The organism is Streptomyces sp. 4F14, assembly GCF_048159485.1.
In the GTDB taxonomy this organism is placed as follows: domain Bacteria; phylum Actinomycetota; class Actinomycetes; order Streptomycetales; family Streptomycetaceae; genus Streptomyces.
This window is the reverse complement of sequence record NZ_JBLRVY010000019.1, coordinates 40,617-59,335: the sequence shown is the minus strand read 5'-3', so window position 1 is coordinate 59,335 and position 18,719 is coordinate 40,617. Positions and strand designations below refer to the sequence as shown.

Here is an 18,719-nt window from a genome sequence, read left to right as displayed (position 1 = left end):
TCAACTCGCAAGCAATATCGGAGAGATGAGATGAACTCAGCGACGACAGCCGACAAGGTCGCCGACCTCGTCGTCCGGCGTCCCGTCGGCCAGAGCCTGGAAGCCCCGTTCTACATCAGTGAGGAGTTCTTCGACCTCGACATCAAGGCCGTCTTCACCCAGCACTGGCTGTTCGTCGCGGCCGAGGCCGAGCTCCCCGAGCCCGGTGACTACGTGACGGTCGCGCTCGGGCCGTACTCGGTCATCCTCGTCCGCGACGACGACGAGGACGTACGTGCCTTCCACAACGTCTGCCGACACCGCGGCGCCCGCATCCTCAACGAGGAACACGGCTCGGTCGGCAACATCGTCTGCGGGTACCACCGGTGGACCTACGGCGTCGACGGCAAACTGCTGCACGCCGAGTCCCAGGCACCGGGGTTCGACCCGTCCTGCTTCGGGCTGCGGTCCGTGCACGTGCGCACGGTGGCCGGGCTGGTCTACATCTGTCTGGCCGAGGAGCCGCCGGCCGACTTCGACGAGATCATCACCCGCGTAGAGCCATACCTCGCCCCGCACAACCTGGCCAAGGCGAAGGTCGCCGCGCAGATCGACCTGGTCGAGCACGGCAACTGGAAGCTGACCATGGAGAACAACCGGGAGTGCTACCACTGCGGCGGCCACCCCGAGCTCCAGGCCTGCTACTTCCCCACCTACGGCTACCAGGAGCAGGACATTCCCCCGGTGCTGCGCCCGACCTACGACCGCTTCCTGCAAGCAGACGCCGACGCCCGCCAGACCTACGAGTCGCTCGGCCTGCCCTACGCCGCGATCGAGGAACTCGACAACCGCCCCACCGGTTTCCGCGTCCAGCGCGAACCCCTCGACGGTGCCGGGGAGTCCTACACCCCCGACGGCACCGCCGCCTGCAAACGCCTGCTGGCAGACTTCCCTACCGCCCGTCTGGGACGGCTGTCCTTCCACACGCAGCCCAACGCCTGGTTCCACTTCATGGCCGACCACGCGATCACCTTCTCCGTGATCCCGATCTCCGCGGACCGCACCCTCGTACGCACCACCTGGCTCGTACACGCCGACGCCGTCGAAGGCATCGACTACGACCTCGACACGCTGACAAAGGTGTGGAAGGCCACCAACGACCAGGACGCCGTGTTCGTCGCCCGAGCCCATCAGGGCATCAGCAGCCCGGCCTATCTGCCCGGCCCCTACAGCCCGACGGAGGAGCAGGTCGAGGCCTTCGTCAACTGGTACATCGCCCGGCTCAACGCCCATCTGTCCCACCCGGAGCCGCAGCGATGACCGAGACCGAAGAACTGCTGGTGTGCCGCCAGGTCCACCCGCTCACCCACGATGTCACCACCTTCGTCTTCGAGTACGCCGAACCCCGCCTCTTCCGGCACGACCCGGGCCAGTTCGTCACGCTGTCCCTGGACATCGACGGCAGTCCGGTGCAGCGCTGCTACACCATTTCCTCCCCGCCCACCCGCCCCTTCCTGCTCTCGATCACGGTCAAGCGCGTACCGGGCGGGCTGGTCTCCAACTGGCTGCACGACCACCTCAAACCCGGCGACACCGTGCGCGCGCACGGCCCGCTCGGCGACTTCTCAACAGCCCGCCATCCGGCGCCCAAGTACCTCTTCCTCTCCGGAGGCGTCGGCGTGACGCCGTCGATGTCGATGACCAGGACGCTGTACGACCTGGCCGACCCGGCCGACGTGGTGTTCGTGCACAGCGCCCGCACGCCGCGCGACATCGTCTTCCGCCACGAACTCGACCTCATCGCCGCGACCGCGCCGAACATCCGGGTGGTCCACATCTGCGAGGAGGACCGCCCGTACGACCCCTGGGGCGGATACCGCGGCCGCCTGAGCATCGAGACGCTGCGGCAGATCTCCCCCGACTTCCTCGAACGGGAGGTCTTCACCTGCGGACCCGCCCCCTACATGGCCGCCGTGCGGAGCATGCTCTCGGGCGCAGGCCTCGACATGGACCACTACCACCAGGAGAGCTTCACCTTCGAGGCAGCAACTGCACCGGCCGACGCCTTCCCCGCAGCCGCAACAGGCGACGGCTTCAAGGTCGAGTTCACTCGCAGCGGCCGCACGATCTCATGCGACGCCGACACCGCACTCCTCGCCGCCGCCTCCCGAGCCGGGCTGAGCCTGCCGGCCTCCTGCGCCCAGGGCATGTGCGGCACCTGCAAGACGACCCTGATCTCCGGCTCCGTCGACATGCGGCACAACGGAGGTATCCGACCACGCGAGATCGCCCAGAACAAGATCCTGCTCTGCTGCTCGAAACCGACGGAAGATCTCGTGATCGACGCATAGTTCCGGGTCGCCTGCGCCATCCCGGTCATCACCGTCAACCCCAACAGCGCGGCGGTGGAGACCACGGCCTGGACGCAGGCCAGATCGCATCCTGGGATCTGGCCTGCGACACGGCCGCCGTGGCCGATGCACGCGACCTCGCCACGGGTCAACCCGTCGGCTGGCGATGGAGGAGCTGCAGTTCACGGCGCAACTGCTGGGCAGCGAACTCGTCACCAACGCCATCCGCTACGGCCGCCCGCTCATCCGGCTGCATCCGATCCGGCGCGACGCATCGTCGCCTGGGCCTCGCAGGGCGGACAGCTCCGCCCCGGCGCGCTGCTGGGCACCGGACCTGGAACGGACGGTCCACATTGGAGATCGACAAGAGGCTCGCGCCCGGCGACCGCGTCGATCTCAAGGTCGACCACTCGGCACGCTGGCCAACACCCTCGGCGAGCAGGACCGGCCTCGGGGGAGCCCGAGCCGCGGGAGCGGAAAACCCGACGGCACCGCCGCGGCGGCGATGCCTCCGCTAGCTAATAGTCCCCCCATCGCGGTGGATCGGCGTTCCCGACCCCGTCAGGGACGCGCCCGTGCCTCCGCGGCGGGTTGCGATGATCTCCGCTGCGATGGAGAGCGCGGTCTCCTCGGAGGTTCGGGCCCCCAGGTCGAGGCCGATCGGAGATCTGAGGCGGGACAGATCCCGGTCGGTCAGGCCAGCCTCGCGCAGGTGGCGGTCGCGGTCCGCGTGGGTGCGGCGGGAGCCCATCGCGCCGGTGTACGCGACCGGCAGGCGCAGGGCCTCCGTCAGCAGGGGTACGTCGAACTTGGCGTCGTGGGTGAGCACGCACAGGACCGTACGCCCGTCGGTCTCGGTGCTCCGCAGGTAGCGGTGCGGCCAGTCGACGACGATCTCGTCGGCCTCGGGGAAACGGGCCCGCGTGGCAAAGACGGGTCGAGCGTCGCACACGGTCACGTGGTAGCCGATCAACTTGCCCACGCGCACGAGTGCCGCGGCGAAGTCGATCGCCCCGAAGATGATCATGCGGGGCGGTGGCACGTTCGACTCCACGAGCAGGGTGAGGCCGCCGGGACAGCGCGAGCCGTCCTCGGAGAACTCGACCGTGCCGGTGCGGCCGGCCTCCAACAGGGCCCTGGCCTCACCCGCCGCCGTACGGTCCAGCTCCGCGGGCCCGCCGAGACCTCCCTCCCACGAGCCGTCGGGGCGGACCAGCAAGGCGCTGCCGAGGAGTCCGGACGGGCCCCGGGCCACCCGCGCGAGGGCCGCCGGCTCACCTCGGACGACGGCCGAGAGAGCGGCCATGGGCACCGACCGGTCGGCGCTGACCGGCGTCACCAGGATGTCGATGATCCCGCCGCATGTCAGTCCGACCGTGAACGCGTCCTCGTCGCTGTAGCCGAACCGCTCGACGAGCGGCTCACCGTCCTTCATCGCCTGGCGGCACAGATCGTAGACGGCACCTTCCACACAGCCGCCGGAAACCGACCCCACGGCCTCACCGTCGCTGTCGACGGCGAGCGCGGCGCCGGGGGCCCGCGGGGCGCTGCCGCTCACGCCCACGACGGTGGCCACCGCGAACTCCCGTCCCTCATCGATCCATCGGCTCAGGTCCCCGGCGATGTCAAGCACCCGGCACCCCGGCGTTCAGCACCCGGTCGGGCCGGATGGGCAGGTGGCGCTGGCGGACGCCGGTCGCGTGCCAGACTGCGTTGGCGATGGCCGCTGCGGAACCCACGTTCCCGATCTCACCGATGCCCTTGATCCCGACCGGGTCGTCGGGGTCCGGGTCGTCCACCCAACACGCCTCGATGGCGGGTACGTCGGCGTTCGCGGCGAAGTGATAGCCCGCCAGGTCGGCGCCGACCAGGCCGCCGGTGGCCTGGTCCTGCACGGCTTCCTCGTGCAGGGCCATGGACAGGCCCCAGGTCATCGCGCCGATGAACTGACCTCGTGCGGTGAGCGGATTGACGATCTGGCCAGCCGCGAAGACGCCGAGCATGCGCCGCACCCGCACCTCGCCGGTGGCGGGGTCCACGGCGACCTCGGTGAACTGCGCCACGAAGGCGTGCCGTTCCTTCGGCTCCTGCTGCGCGAGGGCGATGACGGCCGCGGTGGTGTCGGACCGTACGGTGATGCCCTCCGGCGGGATGACGGTGCCGGGGTGGAGCTGCTCCAGCAACTCCCCGGCGGCGGTCCGGATGGCCCATGCCCAGGAGCGGGTGCCCATCGAGCTGGCGCTGATCGAGGCCGGTCCGAAGTCGCTGTCCCCGATATGGACCCGGACCTGCTCCGGCGCCACCCGCAGCGCGTCCGCGGCGATCTGAGTGAGTGCGGTCCGTGCCCCGGTGCCGAGATCGGAGGCGGCGATGCGCACGGTGAAGTGGCCGTCGGCCTGTGCCGTCACCGTGCACGTGGACGGTGCGGCTGCCACGTGGTAAGCGCCCGCCGCGACGCCGGTGCCGAGCAGCCAGCGACCGTCACGGCGTACGCCGGGCCGTGGGTCGCGGTCCGCCCAGCCGAACTTGCGGGCGCCTTCCCGGAGACAGGCGACCACGTTGCGGCTGCTGAACGGATGCCCGGACACCGGTCCCCGTTCGGGATCGTTGCGTATGCGCAGCTCGATCGGGTCGATCCCGAGCTTCTCGGCGAGTTCGTCGAGAGCCGTCTCCAGGGCGAACGAGCCCGGTGCCTCACCGGGTGCGCGCAGGAACGACGGGGTCGGCACGTCGAGCCGGACCACCTCGTTGGCCGTGCGGTGGGCGTCGGCGTCGTACATCACCCGCGAGACGATGGTGGCCGGCTCGACGTACTGGAACAGCGTGGAGGTCATGCTCAGGGCGCGGTGGTCCAGAGCGCGCAGCCTGCCGTCGGCGTCCGCACCGAGCCTGATCCGCTGGCTGGTGCGGCTGCGGTAACCGGTGAGCGAGAACATCTGGCGCCGGGTCAGCACCACCCGTACGGTGCGCCGCAGGAGCGTCGCGGCCATCACGGCGGCCACGTGGTGAACACCCAGAAAGGCCTTGCTGCCGAAGGCGCCGCCGACGTTCTCGGTCCGTACCCGCACCGAGGCCGCGTCGAGTGAGAACAGGCTCGCGAGCAGGCCTGCGACGAGGGTGCTGCTCTGGTTGGAGTCGATGACCTCAAGCCGACCGTCGTCCCAGCGGGCTGTCGCCGCATGGGGCTCCATCGGGTTGTGGTGTTCCTGCGGGGTGGTGTACTCGGCGTCCACGACGACGGCGGAGGCGGCGAGTTCGGACTCCATGTCCCCCTTCTCCGTCACCCCTGGCCCGGTCACGCTGTGAGCCGGGTACGCGTCCGGGCGGTCTGCGGAGAACGCGATGTCGTGCGACTCCTGCTCGTAGTGGACCACGAGTGCCTCGGCGGCCTCCCTGGCCTGCTCGGACGTCTCGGCCACGACCAGAGCGACCGGCCAGCCCATGTACGGCACCCGGTCGGTCTGGAAGAGGGCGATCGTCGGGTCCGGTTTGAAGCCCAGCCCGGGGACGACGAAGTCGGCGTCGACCGCCATGGCGTTGCCGTGGTGCAGGACCGCGAGCACGCCCGGCATGCCGAGGACGGGAGCGCTCTGGACCGAGCGGACGCGGCCGTGAGCGATGGGGGACAGCACGAGCCAGCCGTGGGCGAGGTCGGCGAAGGGGACCTCGCCCGCGTAGCGGGCCGCCCCGGTGACCTTGTCGCGTCCCTCGATGCGGGTGTGTGCGGTTCCGACGGCCTTCTCGCCAGGTGCTGCGGTGGTGGTCATCGGGCGGCCTCCTCGGCGAGTTCGGTCAGCACGGCCACCACCAGGTTGTGCATCAGTGGCACCTTGTAGGCGTTGTGAGGCAGCGGCTTCGCGGCGGCCAGTTCGGCGCCCGCCGCAGTGGCGAAGGTCTGGGCGTCGGCGGGCGCTCCGATCAACAGGCGTTCGGCCTCCCGGGCCCGCCACGGCCGGGACGCGACCGCTCCGAAGGCCAGGCGCACATCCCGTACGACGCCGTCGGCGATGTCCAGCGCGGCGGCGATCGAGCCGATGGCGAAGGCGTAGGAGGCACGCTCGCGGACCTTGCGGTAGCGGGAGTGGGCGGCGACAGGTGCCGGTGGCAGGGTGACGCCGGTGATCAGGGCACCCGGCGGGAGCGCGGTCTCGCGGTGCGGGGTGTCGCGCACGGGCAGATAGAGGTCGGCGAACGGCAGTGTGCCCGTCCCGTCGGCGGTTTCGTACGACACAACGGCGTCGAAGGCGGCCAGGGCCACGCCCATGTCGGAGGGGTGGGTGGCCACGCAGTGCTCGGAGGCGCCCAGGATGGCGTGGTTGTGGTGCTCGCCCTCGATGGCCGGGCAGCCGCTGCCGGGGGTCCGCTTGTTACAGGGCCTGGTCACGTCGGTGAAGTAGCTGCAGCGGGTGCGCTGGAGAAGGTTTCCGCCGACGGTGGCCATGTTGCGCAGCTGTCCGGAGGCTCCGGCCAGTACCGCCTGGGTCAGCGCAGGGTAGCGGCGGCGGACGTCGGGGTGGGCGGCGAGGTCGCTGTTGGTGACGGTGGCGCCGATGCGCAGGCCGCCGTCCTGGGTCGCCTCGATGTGGTCCAGGGGCAGGTCACGGACGTCGACGAGCCGGCCCGGCCGTTCGACGCCGGTCTTCATCAGGTCGACGAGGTTGGTGCCGCCGCCGAGGAAGCGGGCGTCCGGATCGGCGTCGAGCAGCGCGACCGCGCCGGAGACGTCGCAGGCCCGCTGGTAGCCGAACTCCCTCATGCCGCCGCCTCCTCGACGCCGGCCGCACGGGCGACGGCCTGAACGATCGACACGTACGCGGCGCAGCGGCACAGGTTGCCACTCATCCGCTCCCGGATCTCTTCGGCCGTCAGTTGGGGCCGCCCCGCTTCTGGCCGTACGTCGTCGGTGACGGCACTGGGCCAGCCCGCCGCATGTTCCTCGATGACCGCGATGGCCGAACAGATCTGGCCCGGTGTGCAGTAGCCGCACTGGTAGCCGTCAAGATCGAGGAACGCCTGCTGCACGGGATGTAGTGCGCCGTCTTCCGCCACTCCCTCGATGGTGGTGACCTCCCGCCCCTCGGCCGCTACCGCGAGCTGAAGACAGGCCACGGCCCGCCGCCCGTCGATCAGGACGGTGCAGGCACCGCACTGCCCCTGATCACAGCCCTTCTTGGTGCCGGTCAGATCGAGGCGCTCACGCAGGGCATCGAGCAGGGTGGTGCGGTGGTCGACGGACAGCATGTGTTTCTCGCCGTTGATGGTCAAGGTGATGGCGCTGGTCGTTGGCAGGGGCATGGAAGCCGTCCTTCGCAGAAGGAGGTGGAAGGGGAGGTGGTGGCGCTCTGCGTGGCGACGCGAGTTGGTGACCCGGGAGGATGTGTGCGGGTAGCGGATCGCGGTCGTCGCCGGCTGTCCAGGCAGGCCGGACGGATGGCGTCATGCCACTTCGTGATCTTCGACGATGCTAGCCAGGCGTGCCGCCCCGCCGGAAATGCACAGTGCTGCTCGCTGGTATTCGGTTCATGAATGATCCGTAGGATCGTGGTGGCAACGGTGCACGAGATGGGTGACTGGATGAAGCTGCGACAGCTCGATCTCAATCTGCTGGTCGTCCTGGACGCGTTGCTGAGGGACCAGAACGTCACCCGCGCCGCCGAGCGGTTGCACCTCTCTCAACCCGCGACGAGCACGGCCCTGGCGCGGTTGCGGAAGACCCTCGACGACCCGCTGCTCGTCAAGCGGGGTCGTAATCTGCAGCTGACCGCCCGTGCCGAGGCGCTCATCGAGCCGGTGCGGGACGTGCTGGCGACGATCGAACAGCGCATCGTCGCGCCCCCGAGCTTCGATCCCGCGCACGATCAGAGGGCCTTCAGCCTCGTCGCGAGTGACTACACGGGTGTCGTGCTGATCCGCCCTCTGCTGGAGCGGGTGAACGGTCTGGCTCTGAACCTGCGACTGGAGCTGGGTGCGCCGTCGGCCAATGGTCTGCGCATGATCGAACGTGACGAGGTGGACCTCGTCATCATGCCCGACGTCCTGGCCGAGACCTGGCCTCTCGACAGCTGCTCCTACGCTCCGGTCGTCAGGGACAGGTACGTGGGTGCCGTGTGGTCGAAACATCCGTTGGCAGGACGGCCACTTCCGCCCGGGGCACTCGCCGAGTACCCCTATCTGGCGTTCAGACCGCCGACCGGCTTCAGCATCGTGGACGAAGACCTGCACAGGGCCGGGATCACCTGCCGTCTGGAGGCCACCGCGGTCAGCCTCGTCACGATGCCCTTCCTCCTCGCTGGCACCGACCTGATCACACTCATCCCGGAGCGGCTCGCCACGCGGCTCGCCGCCGCGGCCGACATCACCCTGGTGGAACCCGGGTTCTCGCTGCCCCCACTACGCGAATGCGCGTACTGGCACAGCCGACGCGACGCCGACCCCGGTCACCGGTGGCTGCGGGAACAAATACTCGCGGTGGCGCTGTGAGTGGTATCCACACCAGCCGACCGGCATTCACGAGTTCAAGTTCAGTAGTCAGCCACTCCCGCGCAGCCGGCACACCTCACACCCGTACGTGGAAGTGCCCTCAGGCTGGGCTGACAGAGACCCTCGACAAGCCTCATCACCCTTTTCCGGAGGGCACTTCCACGTTCCCGCTCATGACCCGGAGACCACCCCAGGCGTGTACGTTCATGTGGACGTGGCGGTGGTCGGCCGGGCTACTTGGAAGCGGATAGCCATGCCTCGTCGGATTCGAATACACGTGCCACGGCCTCGGGCTGGTCGAAGCCCAGCACGTCCGGCCGCAACTGGATGCCGCGCTTACTCAGATACCAGGCAAGGAAACGGTGCGAGGGCCGGTGGCCGGCGAACTCCGCCGGGTCGATCTCCAGCCGGGTTCCGGGTATGGTCGCGGCCAGCGTGTCCCGCTCGTAGATCGAAACGAACCGCGCGATAAGCCACTGCCCGGCTTTCCGCTGCACCCGGAACTGGGACCGGGCATACGAAATCAGATCCGCCTCCACCCCACCGATGCTGATACGGGACTCGATCGCCACCAGAACCTCGGCCAGCGCCCGATCCCCCCCAACCCGGACCATCGGTGGCCACAGCCGGTGGTACAGGCCCTGCCCGCCCCACCCATCCGCAGAACTCATCCGTTTGGAGGCCGCGCACCACTCGGCACCATTGCCGGTGAACCAACTGAGGTCCAACTCGGAGTCCGCAGTGAAGCACTCCGCAGCCTCGTCGAACCGCCCCCGGTCCCGGTAGTGCTGCATACGCAACACGAGCTGCGTCACTTCTTCTTCATTTGATGACACTCCGTGCTCCATTCGTATTTCAACGAGTTCTAATCTTTCCTAATCCTGCGGCGAGCAGGACGTCTTCGTCGTCGAGCACGGCCGGCCTCGTGTACTGACCCGTCCGGTGCTGGCCGAATGGAATCATGCCTCCCCGGGTTATTCGGCGATGCCGGTCAGTACCTGAATTTAGCGTTAGCAAGCATCGGCTCGGGATACCGCGGTTCGCGCGTCCCGGTCTGTTCCGGGTGCGCGTTCGCCGACGACCGTGTCACTCAGATCGCCGATCCATCCGCTCACACCTCGATCAGGTCACGTGCGGTGCGGTGCAGCCGCTCCGGACCGTCCGCACCGACGAGGTAGTTGTCGCAGATGAACCCGAAGGCGCCGTTCACCACGAACCCCGGGTGCACGGCCAGGTTGTGCCCTTCGCTCACAGAGAACGGCTCGTCCGCGCGCACCAGCGGCCGCTCGACGACGTCGAGGCCCTGTCCGTGGGCGAGCAGTCGATGCTCGGGCGGCAACCCGTCGAGCGTCATCCGGTCGTTGTGCGCGTGTTCGATCTCAGCGGCTGGTAGTCCTGGGACCAGCGTGTCCACTATCGCGTCCTGGGCGGAGCGGGCGAGTTGGAACGCCTTCCGCAGTTCGCCCGGGGCCCGGCCGATGACGAAGGTGCGGGAGAGCTCGGTCCACATACCGCCGCGTCCGTTGGTCTCGACGAGCAGTGTGAACACGTCGCCGTGCTCGAGGGTACGGCCCTGATCGTGGGGCCAGCGGAACGCTGCGGGCTCCCCGGGCGCACTCGACGAGGCGAGCAGAATGTCCTGATCGCTGCCCAGGCGCTGGGCGGCATAGCGGGCGTAGGCGGTGATCTCGAAGTCCCGCAGGCCGGGCTTGAGGAACTGGGTGATCTCGGCGATCACTTGGTCCTGCAGCGCGGTGGTCTGGCGGATGAGGTCTTGTTCTGCCGGGCTTTTGATCGCCTTGACGCTGTCGATCTCCTCGGTGACGTCCACGAACTCGACGTTGGGGAGGAACTCGCGCAGAGCCTGACCGAATCCGTGGTAGGCGCTGGTCGGGCTGATCCAGCCGACGCGCCTGGCGCCACGGGCGGCAAGCTCGTCGGCGGCCAGGCCGGCGTCGTAGCCTGCGGTGTAGCGAGCGGAGACGAAACTGGACGTGGTCAGGACGCGGTCGACCCCGCGGTAGGCGGTTTCATGCGAGGAAGGTGTGCGCACGACATCGCGTTCCCCCTGCTCGACCACCACCATGCGCTCATCGGGGAAGAGGAGCACGGTCCTCGGATAGCCGTGGTAGGCCGGCGTTCCGGTGAGCCAGCGAACGTATCCTCCCAGGTAGTCCTGTGAGTTCTGCACGACGAGCGCGTCTACGGATCGCTCGGCGCCGATGCGCCGAACCGCGGCCCAGCGGCGTCGCAGTTCGGCGGTCGGCGTCGGGTCGAGGCTGCGTCCCGTTGGCTGTCTCATGAGGAACTCCTGGTCTCGTGCGTGGTATTCGTTCCGAAAACGTATGTGCCGCCGATAGCCGCGAATCCAATAACGAGGTGGTCCGGGTGTGGCCGAATCAGGGAAAAACGAAACCAACCGTCACGGCGTCGACCGCCGTCGCTCTGATTGACCGGAATCCGGGTGTAGCGATAGCAATGGGGATCCCTCAGAGAATCGGCGGGTTCTCCTGTGAACTGTGGGCGCGACCGCAGAATAAAGTCTGTGCCCGGGAGGGAAATGACAGAGAAATTCCGTCCGGGCCGATGCTCGGCAGCGCGGCGCGCAGCCGAGCCGTCGGATGCCAGGGCGGTCATGGACCCCGATCGCGCCAGTGGCCGGTTGCCCGCATCGCGCCTGCGCCGTGACGCGTGAGCGGGATCAGGTTCGCAGTCGGTCGAACAGCGCGCGGGTGGCCGACGAGGGATCGGCTCGGAGCTCCCGCATCGCTGTCGCACAGCCACGGTAGGCAGCGATCACCCTGTCCGTGTCACCGACAGCGGAGGCGACTTTCATCGCCAGTCGCCACGCGCGCTCCCGGTACGGGTCCTCGGCCAGCACCTGCTGGACCAGCCGGTGCGCGATGCCGTAGTCGGCGGTCTCGTACGCTGCTTCGGCGGCGGTGTGCCGGATGTCGCGGATCAACGTCGCCCACCGTTCCCGGTGCTCGGTGACCCACGGCGACCGGGCACCCGGCAGCATTTCCATGCCGGCGACGCGGTGCAGCGTGTCGAGGGCCATCTGTAGCCGGTCGTGGCCGGTGACGAGCCGCATCCTCTGGTGCCTCGTCCGGGTGTCGACGAACGTGCTGCTCAGGGTGCCCTGGTTCCATCGGATTCGCGAGCCGTCGCTGAGTATGCAGTCGGGGTCACCGGTGAGCTGGCGGACGGCGCCGGCCGCCATGCGCAGGTATGCGTTGGCCGACTTGTCGTTCTTGCTGTCGAACAGCGCCGTGATGAGATCGGCGCGGCTGACCTCCGGGCCCTCGACGGCGAGATAGCTCAGCAGTTCGACCGTCTTGGTGAGTTTGGGCTCGTGCCGGCGCTCGCCGATCAGGATCGCCGGACGCTCCAGCTCGTCGACGGAGACCGAAGGGCGCGACACGACGACTTCGGGGGACTCGGCGTGCACGATCAAAGTACGGCCGAGGATGTGCCAGCGGCCGTCCGGATCGCGTTCGATGTCCAGCCGGCGCGACAGCACGGCCGGGAAGTCCTCCAGGGCCCGGCCCAGTGCGTGCGCGGATCTCATCGCGCTCGCGGTGCTCAGCGCGAGGTCGGCCGCACGGTCGGAACGCTCCTCGTTGCCCGCTCGCCACTCGGCCTCGGCGAGGTATACGGCCGCCGTCGGCAGGAGCGGGCGCCGATCCCACTTCGTCATCAGCGTGACGGCCTCCCGGAGCTGCAGCACAGCCTCCTCGGTGTCGTCCTCGAACAGGGCGATGAGTCCCTGCCACAGGGCGCCCTGCTCCCGCACCCGGATCCACCGCTGGGCAGTCGGTTCCCGGAGGACGGCACGCAGCGCGGCTCGCGCCTGCGCGGTGTCACGCCGGAACCGCAGTGCCAGCATGGCCTCGGTGAGGAGCGCGAACATCCGGTACAGGGGTGACTCCGAGCGGCTGAGCCGCTCGCGGCCGGCGATGAGCTCCGACCATGCCTCTTCCGGCCGCCCCGACGCGGCGAGCAGTTCGGCGCGCGTGCGGATCCCGGTCCATCCGGAGCTCGCGAAGGACAGTTGGGACCATGCCTCCTCCAGCCGGCCCAGCCCGGCCATGGCCCCGGCCCGCGCCAGCCGGACCGCCTCCTGAGGGTTGTCCTCACGGCTGAGCAGCTCGGCGAACCGACCGTGGACGACGTCCACCCGGGCGAGCGGGCCGTCGAGCTCGGTGTGCGTGTTCGGCGGCCGGTCGCGGTAGTGGGTGTCGTCGTCGGCCATCTCGACACCGATGCAGAACCGGATGGCCCTGGTGTGCGCGTCGTCCGGCGCGTCGTCCAGCACGCGGTAGGCGTCGTCGATCCGGCAGTTGGCGAAGTAGATCCATGCCATGGCGCCGAGAAGCCGCGGATCGGAGACCGCTTCCTTGTCCTCGCACTCGACCAGGCGGTCCGCGGCCCGTGAGGCGCGGCCGTACTGTTCCCGGTCGAAGGCGACCAACAACTCGGCAGCGGTGAGCACGGGCGAGCATTCCACGCGCCACGCCCGGAACGAGCCCAGCCACCGCTCGACGAGTTCGAAGTCCAGCCGGCGTGCGATGGCGATGATCACCCGCTCGGCGGTGTCCTCGGCCTGGGCGATGTCACCAGCGGCGATGAACTCCCCAACCGCGTCCTCCCATCGCCGCTGCTCGGCCAGAAGATGACCGTGCCGCAGGTGGATGTCGGCGCGCACCGACGGGCGTAGCTCCTGCCACCGGTCCAGCAGGTACTCGCGAAACCGAGTGTGGCAGCGCATCGCCAGCGGGCCCTCGAACACGACCGGCAGATGCGCCGTGCGGAGCCGGCTCATCAGCTCCCCGGCGCCGGCGATCCCGAGGTGACAGGCGGCGTCGGGGGTGACGACATCGAGGACTGCGGTGGTGACGAGGAAGCCGCGGAGATCGGGGTCGAGCGAGCCCATGATCTCTGAGGACAGGTAGCTGCTCAACGGATCGACCTCACCGCCGGCGCCGTGTACGTGTTCCGCCGAGCGCCAGGACTCGAACAACACGCCGGTCACCCAGCCACCGGTCGCGTCGACTGCCGTCTGTGCGTCGACATCGGCCAGCGACAGGCGAGCCAGGGCCTCGCCGGCTTCCGCCACGGAGAACGCAAGGTCGGCTTCACCGAGGTAACCGACGTGCCCGTCCAATTGGGCGCGGGCGAGCCCGAGTTCCACCTCGCGCCGGGAGACGAGGATCGTCTTGGTGCCGGTGGCGGCGTAGGTGAGCAACGACGACAGTGCCTGCTGGACGGCGGGTGCCTCCTCGATCCGCTCCACCTCGTCGAGGACCAGCACGACCTCGGCTTCGTCGATCGACTGCGCCAAGAGCGCCGCGCACTCCCGGTGGGAGATTCCCTGTTCGAGCGCAGACTCGACGACGGGCTTCTTCTCCGGCAGCGCGCGCAGCAGCGCCTGTTCGAGGTACACGAGAAACCGGCCCGGCATCACCTCACCACTGTCCAGGCGCATCCAGGCGACCGGGTGCGAGATGCCGGCCAAGGCGTGGACCACGGCGGTTGTCTTTCCCGCGCCCGCGGTCGCCGTCACCCACAGCACGTCCACGTCCGCCAGGTGAGACCGGACCAGCTGCGACACCCTGGGCCGGGCGATGGCCGTCTCGCGGACCTGTGGCGCCCGAACCTTCGCCTCGATGAGAAACGTGTTCCTCGCGCTCATCCCATGCCCGTCTGCTGTTCGCTACCTGGGTGTGGTGCCTGCCACATCACGCCACGCGTGGTGCAAACGAACGCGAAAACATGTGGTGAGGCCTCGTGCATGACGCCGCTCCGGCCCGGATTTCGCCGGTATTTGAAGGCTCGCGGCAGAGTCATGGTGACCCTAACCCCATCGAAGGAAATCCCATGCACCCAGCCACGGTTGCCCTCGGCAACGTGAGCACTGTCGACGACGTCAGGGCACGAGTCGACGCGATGGTGAGCACGCTCCGGGAACACGCTCGCGACACGGAGCCGCAGCGCGGCAGTGCCGCCCCCACCGTGCGGCTCGTCCCGGTGCGCTCGCCGGCGTGGCGGTACGCGACGTTCCTGTTCGAGGCCAGGTGCGCTGCCGCGGTCCGGCACATGGTGCCGGTCCAGCGCTGCCCCCGCGACACTCGGGCGCCGGCGACGCACGCCGTACAGCGCTCCAGCAGTGTCCTTGGAACGTATCGGAGGTTCCGCGTCGGGCCGGGACCGAATTCCGTCGTTCTGCGTCCGGCTCGGATGAGAGGCCGCGACGACCTCCGAACGAGGTGCACACGTTGAATCACTCGCCGAGCGTCGTCGCTCCCGATCAGAAAGCCTTCCGCCGTGCGCTGTCGAGGCTGCCGACCAGCGTCGTGGTCGTAACCGCCATGCATGCCGACCGGCCGATCGGCATGGTGGTGGGAACCTTCACCTCCGTCTCGCTCGAGCCGCCGCTCGTCGGCTATCTCGGTGCGCTCGGCTCCAGCACCGCCTCCCTGCTGCGGGCAGCAGATCAGGTCAGCTGCAGCGTGCTGCACGAATCCGATCTGGACGTCGTCAAAGCCTTCGCACGGCCGCCGGCGTCCCGGTTCGACGGCGTCGCCTGGGAACTCGACACGGAATTCCAGGTGCCGGTGCTGACCCGCGCGCCGCTGACGGTTTTCGCCCGTCCCGTGGGTGCTACCGATGCGGGAGACCACGTGTTCGTCGTCCATGACGTGCTCGCATTGCGCACAGCGGGTCCCGCGAGGCCGCTGGTGTTCTGCGGCGGCCGACTGTCCCGGATGGACCCAGGGCACATCGTCGACAGTGACTTCTGGCAACTCGGATGGGAAGACCTGTAGGCCCGGTCGGCCGGAGCGAAGAGGTAGATCACGCGTGCGCCCGCGCTGTCGGCCTCGGGCCGTCCGCGAACAGTGTCATGTGGCGGCCCTGGTGAGGGCATGGCTCGGCTGAGCCGCCGGCCTGTCCGGTCCGAAAGCGCGACCCGGGTCGCTGCCAACACGACTGTCGGGAGTCACAACATGTCTATTGCCATTGCCGCGGCAGCCGGAAGGGCCCGTGAGCGGGCGCTTCTCGTCATCGCAGGCGGGTTCGCCGCCCTGGAGGGGTATGACCTGGCCTCGTACGGCCTCACCGTTCCCTCGTTGCTGCGGTCCGACCTGCATGTCACGAAGAACTCAGCCGGTCACGTCGGCTCACTGCTCGCGATCGGGATGCTGGTGGGGGCCGGCTTGTGCGCCGTTCTCATTCGGCGCGTGGGTAGCCGCAGGCTCCTGCTGGCCGGGGTCGGGCTGTTCTCGGCCGGCACGCTCGGATGCGCCCTCGCGACGGAGTTCGACCTGTTCGCCGTGGCTCGCTCGGTCGTGGGCGTGGGGCTCGGCATCGTGCTTCCCACTCTGACGGCCTACGTCGCCGACCTGTCGAAACCGAGCCGACGGAGTCGCAACGTCGCCGTCATGATGGCCGGGTACGCCGGGGGCGCGCTGATGGCCGCGGTGCTCGCCAGCGCGCTGATTCCTGGGCAGTCCTGGCGGTGGATCTACGCCGTCGGTGCCCTTCCCGCGCTGGTGCTGGTGCCGCTCGCGGCCCGCTCGCTACCCGAGAGCCCGTTCACTCCGTCGAAGGATACCGGTGGCGAGCGCGGCGACCTGGGCGGGCTGCTCTCGCTGCTCGCGCCCGACGTCCGGGTGGCCACCCTGCTGTTCTGGGCCGTGTCGTTCTGCGGTCTGCTGCTGGCCTTCGGCATCAGCACCTGGCTGCCCACCATCATGCAGGCCTCCGGGTATTCGCTGGGGTCCGCGCTGCTCCAGTCCGTCGCGATGTGGGGTGGTGCCGGCGTCGGCATGGTGGCCGGCGGCAGGCTCGCCAGCCGGCTCGGCATCAAGACCGTTGTCGTCGCCGCGTTCCTGGCCGGCTCCGTCGCGCTGCTGGTCATGAGCGGCCGACCGCCCTTGTTCGTCCTGTTCGTGGCCATGTTCGTCAGCGGCCTGGGTTTCATCGGCTCTCAGGTGCTGACCAATGCCTTCGTCGTGACGTGTTACCCCGACGAACTGCGTGGGCCGGCCATCGGGTGGGCCCTTTCGGTAGGACGGATCGGTGCCATCGTCGGTCCCAGCATGGGCGGCGCCATCTTGGCCTCGTCCCTGAGCGTGTCGTGGAACTTCTACTTCTTCGCGATCCCCGGAGTGGCGGGTGCGCTGCTCGCGTCCCTGGTGCCAGCCGTGCCCGCCCGCACCGGTGCGTCGCCCCGTGTGCCGGAACAGGCCGCCCGCACCGCATAGGCCACGACCCCTGTCCACCAACCGTCAACTCATCGAGCCAGGAGCTGTTGATGACTGAACCGATCACACCGTTCGATGCACCGGGCGACGGCCACGTCGGCCAGGCCGATGTCCTCGTCGTGGGCTACGGCCCGACCGGGATGACCCTGGCCGCCCTGCTGGGACAGCAGGGGCTCGACGTCGTGGTCCTGGAACGCTATGAGGGCCTCTACAACCTCCCGCGGGCGGCGGCGTTCGACGACGAGACGATGCGCACGTTCCAGAAGCTCGGGGTCGCCGAGAAGATGCTGCCCGGTACCAACGTGCAAAGCGGCTATGTCTGGGTCAACGGCCACGACGACGTGCTGCTCGACATCGAGTACGACAACCCGGGCCGGTGCGGCTGGCCCGCGCAGTACATGATGCATCAGCCACATGTGGAGACCGTGCTCGACGAGCTCGTCTCGTCGATGCCGAACGTGCGGGTGCTGCACGGGGTCACCGTGCAGCACCTGGAGCAGGACCCCCACGGCGTCACCGCGACGGCCGCCCCGGCCAACGGGGAGGCGGTGCGGGTCAGCGGCCGCTACCTGGTGGGCTGCGACGGTGGGAACAGCTTCGTCCGTGACGTGCTCGGGGCGGTGCTCGACGACTACGGCTTCTTCGAGAACTGGTTGGTATGCGACCTCCGGCTCCGCCGTGAGGTGCCCGGCCTGCCGACGTTCCGGCAGGTGTGCAACCCCGCGGAGCCGATCGCCATCGTCAACATCGGCCCCGGGTACCACCGCTTCTCCTTCCGGCTGGAGGCGCACACCACACGTGAGGAGGCGGTGCGGCCGGAGCGGGTCTGGGCCCGGGTGGGGGAGTACCTCACCGAGGAGGACGCCGACCTGGTCCGCGTGGCCAACTACACGTTCCGGTCCTGCGTCGCGCAGCGGTGGCGCGACAGGCGGATCCTGCTCGCGGGGGACGCCGCACACCAGATGCCGCCGTTCCTGGCGCAGGGCATGGTCTCGGGCATCCGGGACGCCCGCAACCTCGCCTGGAAACTCGGCATGGTGCTCGCCGGCCACCCCGCCGGCCTGCTCGACAGCTACCAGCAGGAGCGCGAGCCGCACGTCCGGTTCATCACCGAGAAGGCCATCGAGCTCGGACGCGTGCAGACCATGCGTGACGTCGAGGAGGCCGCGCGCCGCGACGCCCGCATGATCGCCGCACGGCGTGCCAACGAGAAGCCGGACAAGCTGGTCTACCCGGCCCTGCGCGGCGGGCTGATCTCCAACTCCGGCGAGATCTTCCCCCAGGGGCTCGTCTCGTCGCCGGAGCGCACCGCGCTCTTCGACGACATCGCCGGCACCGGCTGGCTGATCGTCGCCGACGGGCGCGCGACGTTGGACGCCGTTCCCGAGCAGGCACGCCGGGCCTTCGCCGCGACCGGCGGGCGTGCTGTGGCGTTCGGGATCGCCAGCATGAACGAACGCGCCGACCTCTCCGACACCGGAGGCGTGTACACCCGGTGGTTCGCCGCCAGCGGCTGCGCCGCGGCCATCGTCCGGCCCGACGGTTACATCTTCGGCCAGGCCCGCGACCCCCAGGAGCTGGCGGCCCTGACCAAGGAACTGCTCGACCTGCTCGCCGTTTCCGCCTGATCGCACAGTCCGCG

At 69.2% G+C, this 18,719-nt stretch carries 13 protein-coding genes; 6 read left to right on the top strand and 7 right to left on the bottom strand.

The features are described from left to right. Positions 1-30 precede the first annotated feature (30 nt). A complete protein-coding gene (locus tag ACLZOT_RS29520; RefSeq protein ID WP_416972161.1) occupies positions 31-1,299 on the top strand; it encodes an aromatic ring-hydroxylating oxygenase subunit alpha in 1,269 nt (422 codons plus the stop codon). Continuing rightward, the gene (locus ACLZOT_RS29515; protein WP_416972160.1) at positions 1,296-2,330 is read left to right on the top strand and encodes a 2Fe-2S iron-sulfur cluster-binding protein; all 1,035 of its coding nucleotides are present in this window, start codon (positions 1,296-1,298) and stop codon (positions 2,328-2,330) included. Before ACLZOT_RS29520 ends, ACLZOT_RS29515 begins: the two co-directional genes overlap by 4 nt. A 514-nt stretch (positions 2,331-2,844) precedes the next feature. Here ACLZOT_RS29515 and ACLZOT_RS29510 read toward each other — a convergent pair. From ACLZOT_RS29510 to ACLZOT_RS29495, 4 genes are read right to left on the bottom strand one after another with little or no spacing between them, the layout of a single operon-like run. Further along, positions 2,845-3,963, bottom strand: a complete 1,119-nt coding sequence (locus ACLZOT_RS29510) for an XdhC family protein (protein ID WP_416972159.1) — start codon at positions 3,961-3,963, stop codon at positions 2,845-2,847. After that, positions 3,956-6,097: a xanthine dehydrogenase family protein molybdopterin-binding subunit gene (locus ACLZOT_RS29505; protein WP_416972158.1), complete on the bottom strand. Its 2,142-nt coding sequence runs from the start codon at positions 6,095-6,097 to the stop codon at positions 3,956-3,958. The genes ACLZOT_RS29510 and ACLZOT_RS29505 overlap by 8 nt, the downstream gene beginning before the upstream one ends. Next, on the bottom strand, positions 6,094-7,086 hold the full coding sequence (locus ACLZOT_RS29500) for an FAD binding domain-containing protein (RefSeq protein WP_416972157.1): 993 nt from the start codon (positions 7,084-7,086) through the stop codon (positions 6,094-6,096). The genes ACLZOT_RS29505 and ACLZOT_RS29500 overlap by 4 nt, the downstream gene beginning before the upstream one ends. Further along, a complete protein-coding gene (locus ACLZOT_RS29495; protein ID WP_416972156.1) occupies positions 7,083-7,625 on the bottom strand; it encodes a (2Fe-2S)-binding protein in 543 nt (180 codons plus the stop codon). The genes ACLZOT_RS29500 and ACLZOT_RS29495 overlap by 4 nt, the downstream gene beginning before the upstream one ends. A gap of 231 nt (positions 7,626-7,856) precedes the next feature. Here ACLZOT_RS29495 and ACLZOT_RS29490 point away from each other — a divergent pair, with 231 nt between their 5' ends. Then, positions 7,857-8,810 carry a LysR family transcriptional regulator gene (locus ACLZOT_RS29490; protein ID WP_416972155.1) on the top strand — a complete coding sequence of 318 codons (954 nt, stop codon included), beginning with the start codon at positions 7,857-7,859 and terminating at the stop codon, positions 8,808-8,810. A 233-nt stretch (positions 8,811-9,043) separates the two neighbouring features. On the opposite strand, the gene ACLZOT_RS29485 is transcribed toward ACLZOT_RS29490, so the two are convergent. The 3 genes from ACLZOT_RS29485 to ACLZOT_RS29475 all read right to left on the bottom strand — a co-directional run bounded on the left by ACLZOT_RS29485 (position 9,044) and on the right by ACLZOT_RS29475 (position 14,505). After that, complete coding sequence (locus ACLZOT_RS29485; protein ID WP_416972154.1) at positions 9,044-9,625, bottom strand: nuclear transport factor 2 family protein; 582 nt, start codon at positions 9,623-9,625, stop codon at positions 9,044-9,046. A gap of 296 nt (positions 9,626-9,921) precedes the next feature. Then, positions 9,922-11,112 carry a M24 family metallopeptidase gene (locus ACLZOT_RS29480; RefSeq protein WP_416972153.1) on the bottom strand — a complete coding sequence of 397 codons (1,191 nt, stop codon included), beginning with the start codon at positions 11,110-11,112 and terminating at the stop codon, positions 9,922-9,924. Between the two features lie 399 nt (positions 11,113-11,511). Further along, a complete protein-coding gene (locus ACLZOT_RS29475; protein ID WP_416972152.1) occupies positions 11,512-14,505 on the bottom strand; it encodes a BTAD domain-containing putative transcriptional regulator in 2,994 nt (997 codons plus the stop codon). Positions 14,506-15,088: 583 nt separating this feature from the next. Between ACLZOT_RS29475 and ACLZOT_RS29470 the strand changes: the two genes are divergently transcribed. The 3 genes from ACLZOT_RS29470 (at position 15,089) to ACLZOT_RS29460 (ending at position 18,705) form a co-directional block, all read left to right on the top strand. Further along, positions 15,089-15,637, top strand: a complete 549-nt coding sequence (locus ACLZOT_RS29470; RefSeq protein WP_416972151.1) for a flavin reductase family protein — start codon at positions 15,089-15,091, stop codon at positions 15,635-15,637. A 180-nt stretch (positions 15,638-15,817) separates the two neighbouring features. After that, on the top strand, positions 15,818-17,077 hold the full coding sequence (locus ACLZOT_RS29465) for an MFS transporter (RefSeq protein ID WP_416972150.1): 1,260 nt from the start codon (positions 15,818-15,820) through the stop codon (positions 17,075-17,077). 50 nt (positions 17,078-17,127) lie between these two features. Further along, positions 17,128-18,705 carry a bifunctional 3-(3-hydroxy-phenyl)propionate/3-hydroxycinnamic acid hydroxylase gene (locus ACLZOT_RS29460; protein ID WP_416972149.1) on the top strand — a complete coding sequence of 526 codons (1,578 nt, stop codon included), beginning with the start codon at positions 17,128-17,130 and terminating at the stop codon, positions 18,703-18,705. The last annotated feature ends 14 nt before the right edge of the window (positions 18,706-18,719 follow it).

What these genes read in the sequence shown, in the direction of transcription:
- ACLZOT_RS29480 (WP_416972153.1), bottom strand. Translation starts at nt 11,112, where the DNA reads ATGAGACAGCCAACGGGACGCAGCCTCGACCCGACGCCGACCGCCGAA.
- ACLZOT_RS29515 (WP_416972160.1), top strand. Translation starts at nt 1,296, where the DNA reads ATGACCGAGACCGAAGAACTGCTGGTGTGCCGCCAGGTCCACCCGCTC.
- ACLZOT_RS29460 (WP_416972149.1), top strand. Translation starts at nt 17,128, where the DNA reads ATGACTGAACCGATCACACCGTTCGATGCACCGGGCGACGGCCACGTC.
- ACLZOT_RS29520 (WP_416972161.1), top strand. Translation starts at nt 31, where the DNA reads ATGAACTCAGCGACGACAGCCGACAAGGTCGCCGACCTCGTCGTCCGG.
- ACLZOT_RS29465 (WP_416972150.1), top strand. Translation starts at nt 15,818, where the DNA reads ATGTCTATTGCCATTGCCGCGGCAGCCGGAAGGGCCCGTGAGCGGGCG.
- ACLZOT_RS29475 (WP_416972152.1), bottom strand. Translation starts at nt 14,505, where the DNA reads ATGAGCGCGAGGAACACGTTTCTCATCGAGGCGAAGGTTCGGGCGCCA.
- ACLZOT_RS29495 (WP_416972156.1), bottom strand. Translation starts at nt 7,625, where the DNA reads ATGCCCCTGCCAACGACCAGCGCCATCACCTTGACCATCAACGGCGAG.
- ACLZOT_RS29500 (WP_416972157.1), bottom strand. Translation starts at nt 7,086, where the DNA reads ATGAGGGAGTTCGGCTACCAGCGGGCCTGCGACGTCTCCGGCGCGGTC.
- ACLZOT_RS29505 (WP_416972158.1), bottom strand. Translation starts at nt 6,097, where the DNA reads ATGACCACCACCGCAGCACCTGGCGAGAAGGCCGTCGGAACCGCACAC.
- ACLZOT_RS29490 (WP_416972155.1), top strand. Translation starts at nt 7,857, where the DNA reads ATGATCCGTAGGATCGTGGTGGCAACGGTGCACGAGATGGGTGACTGG.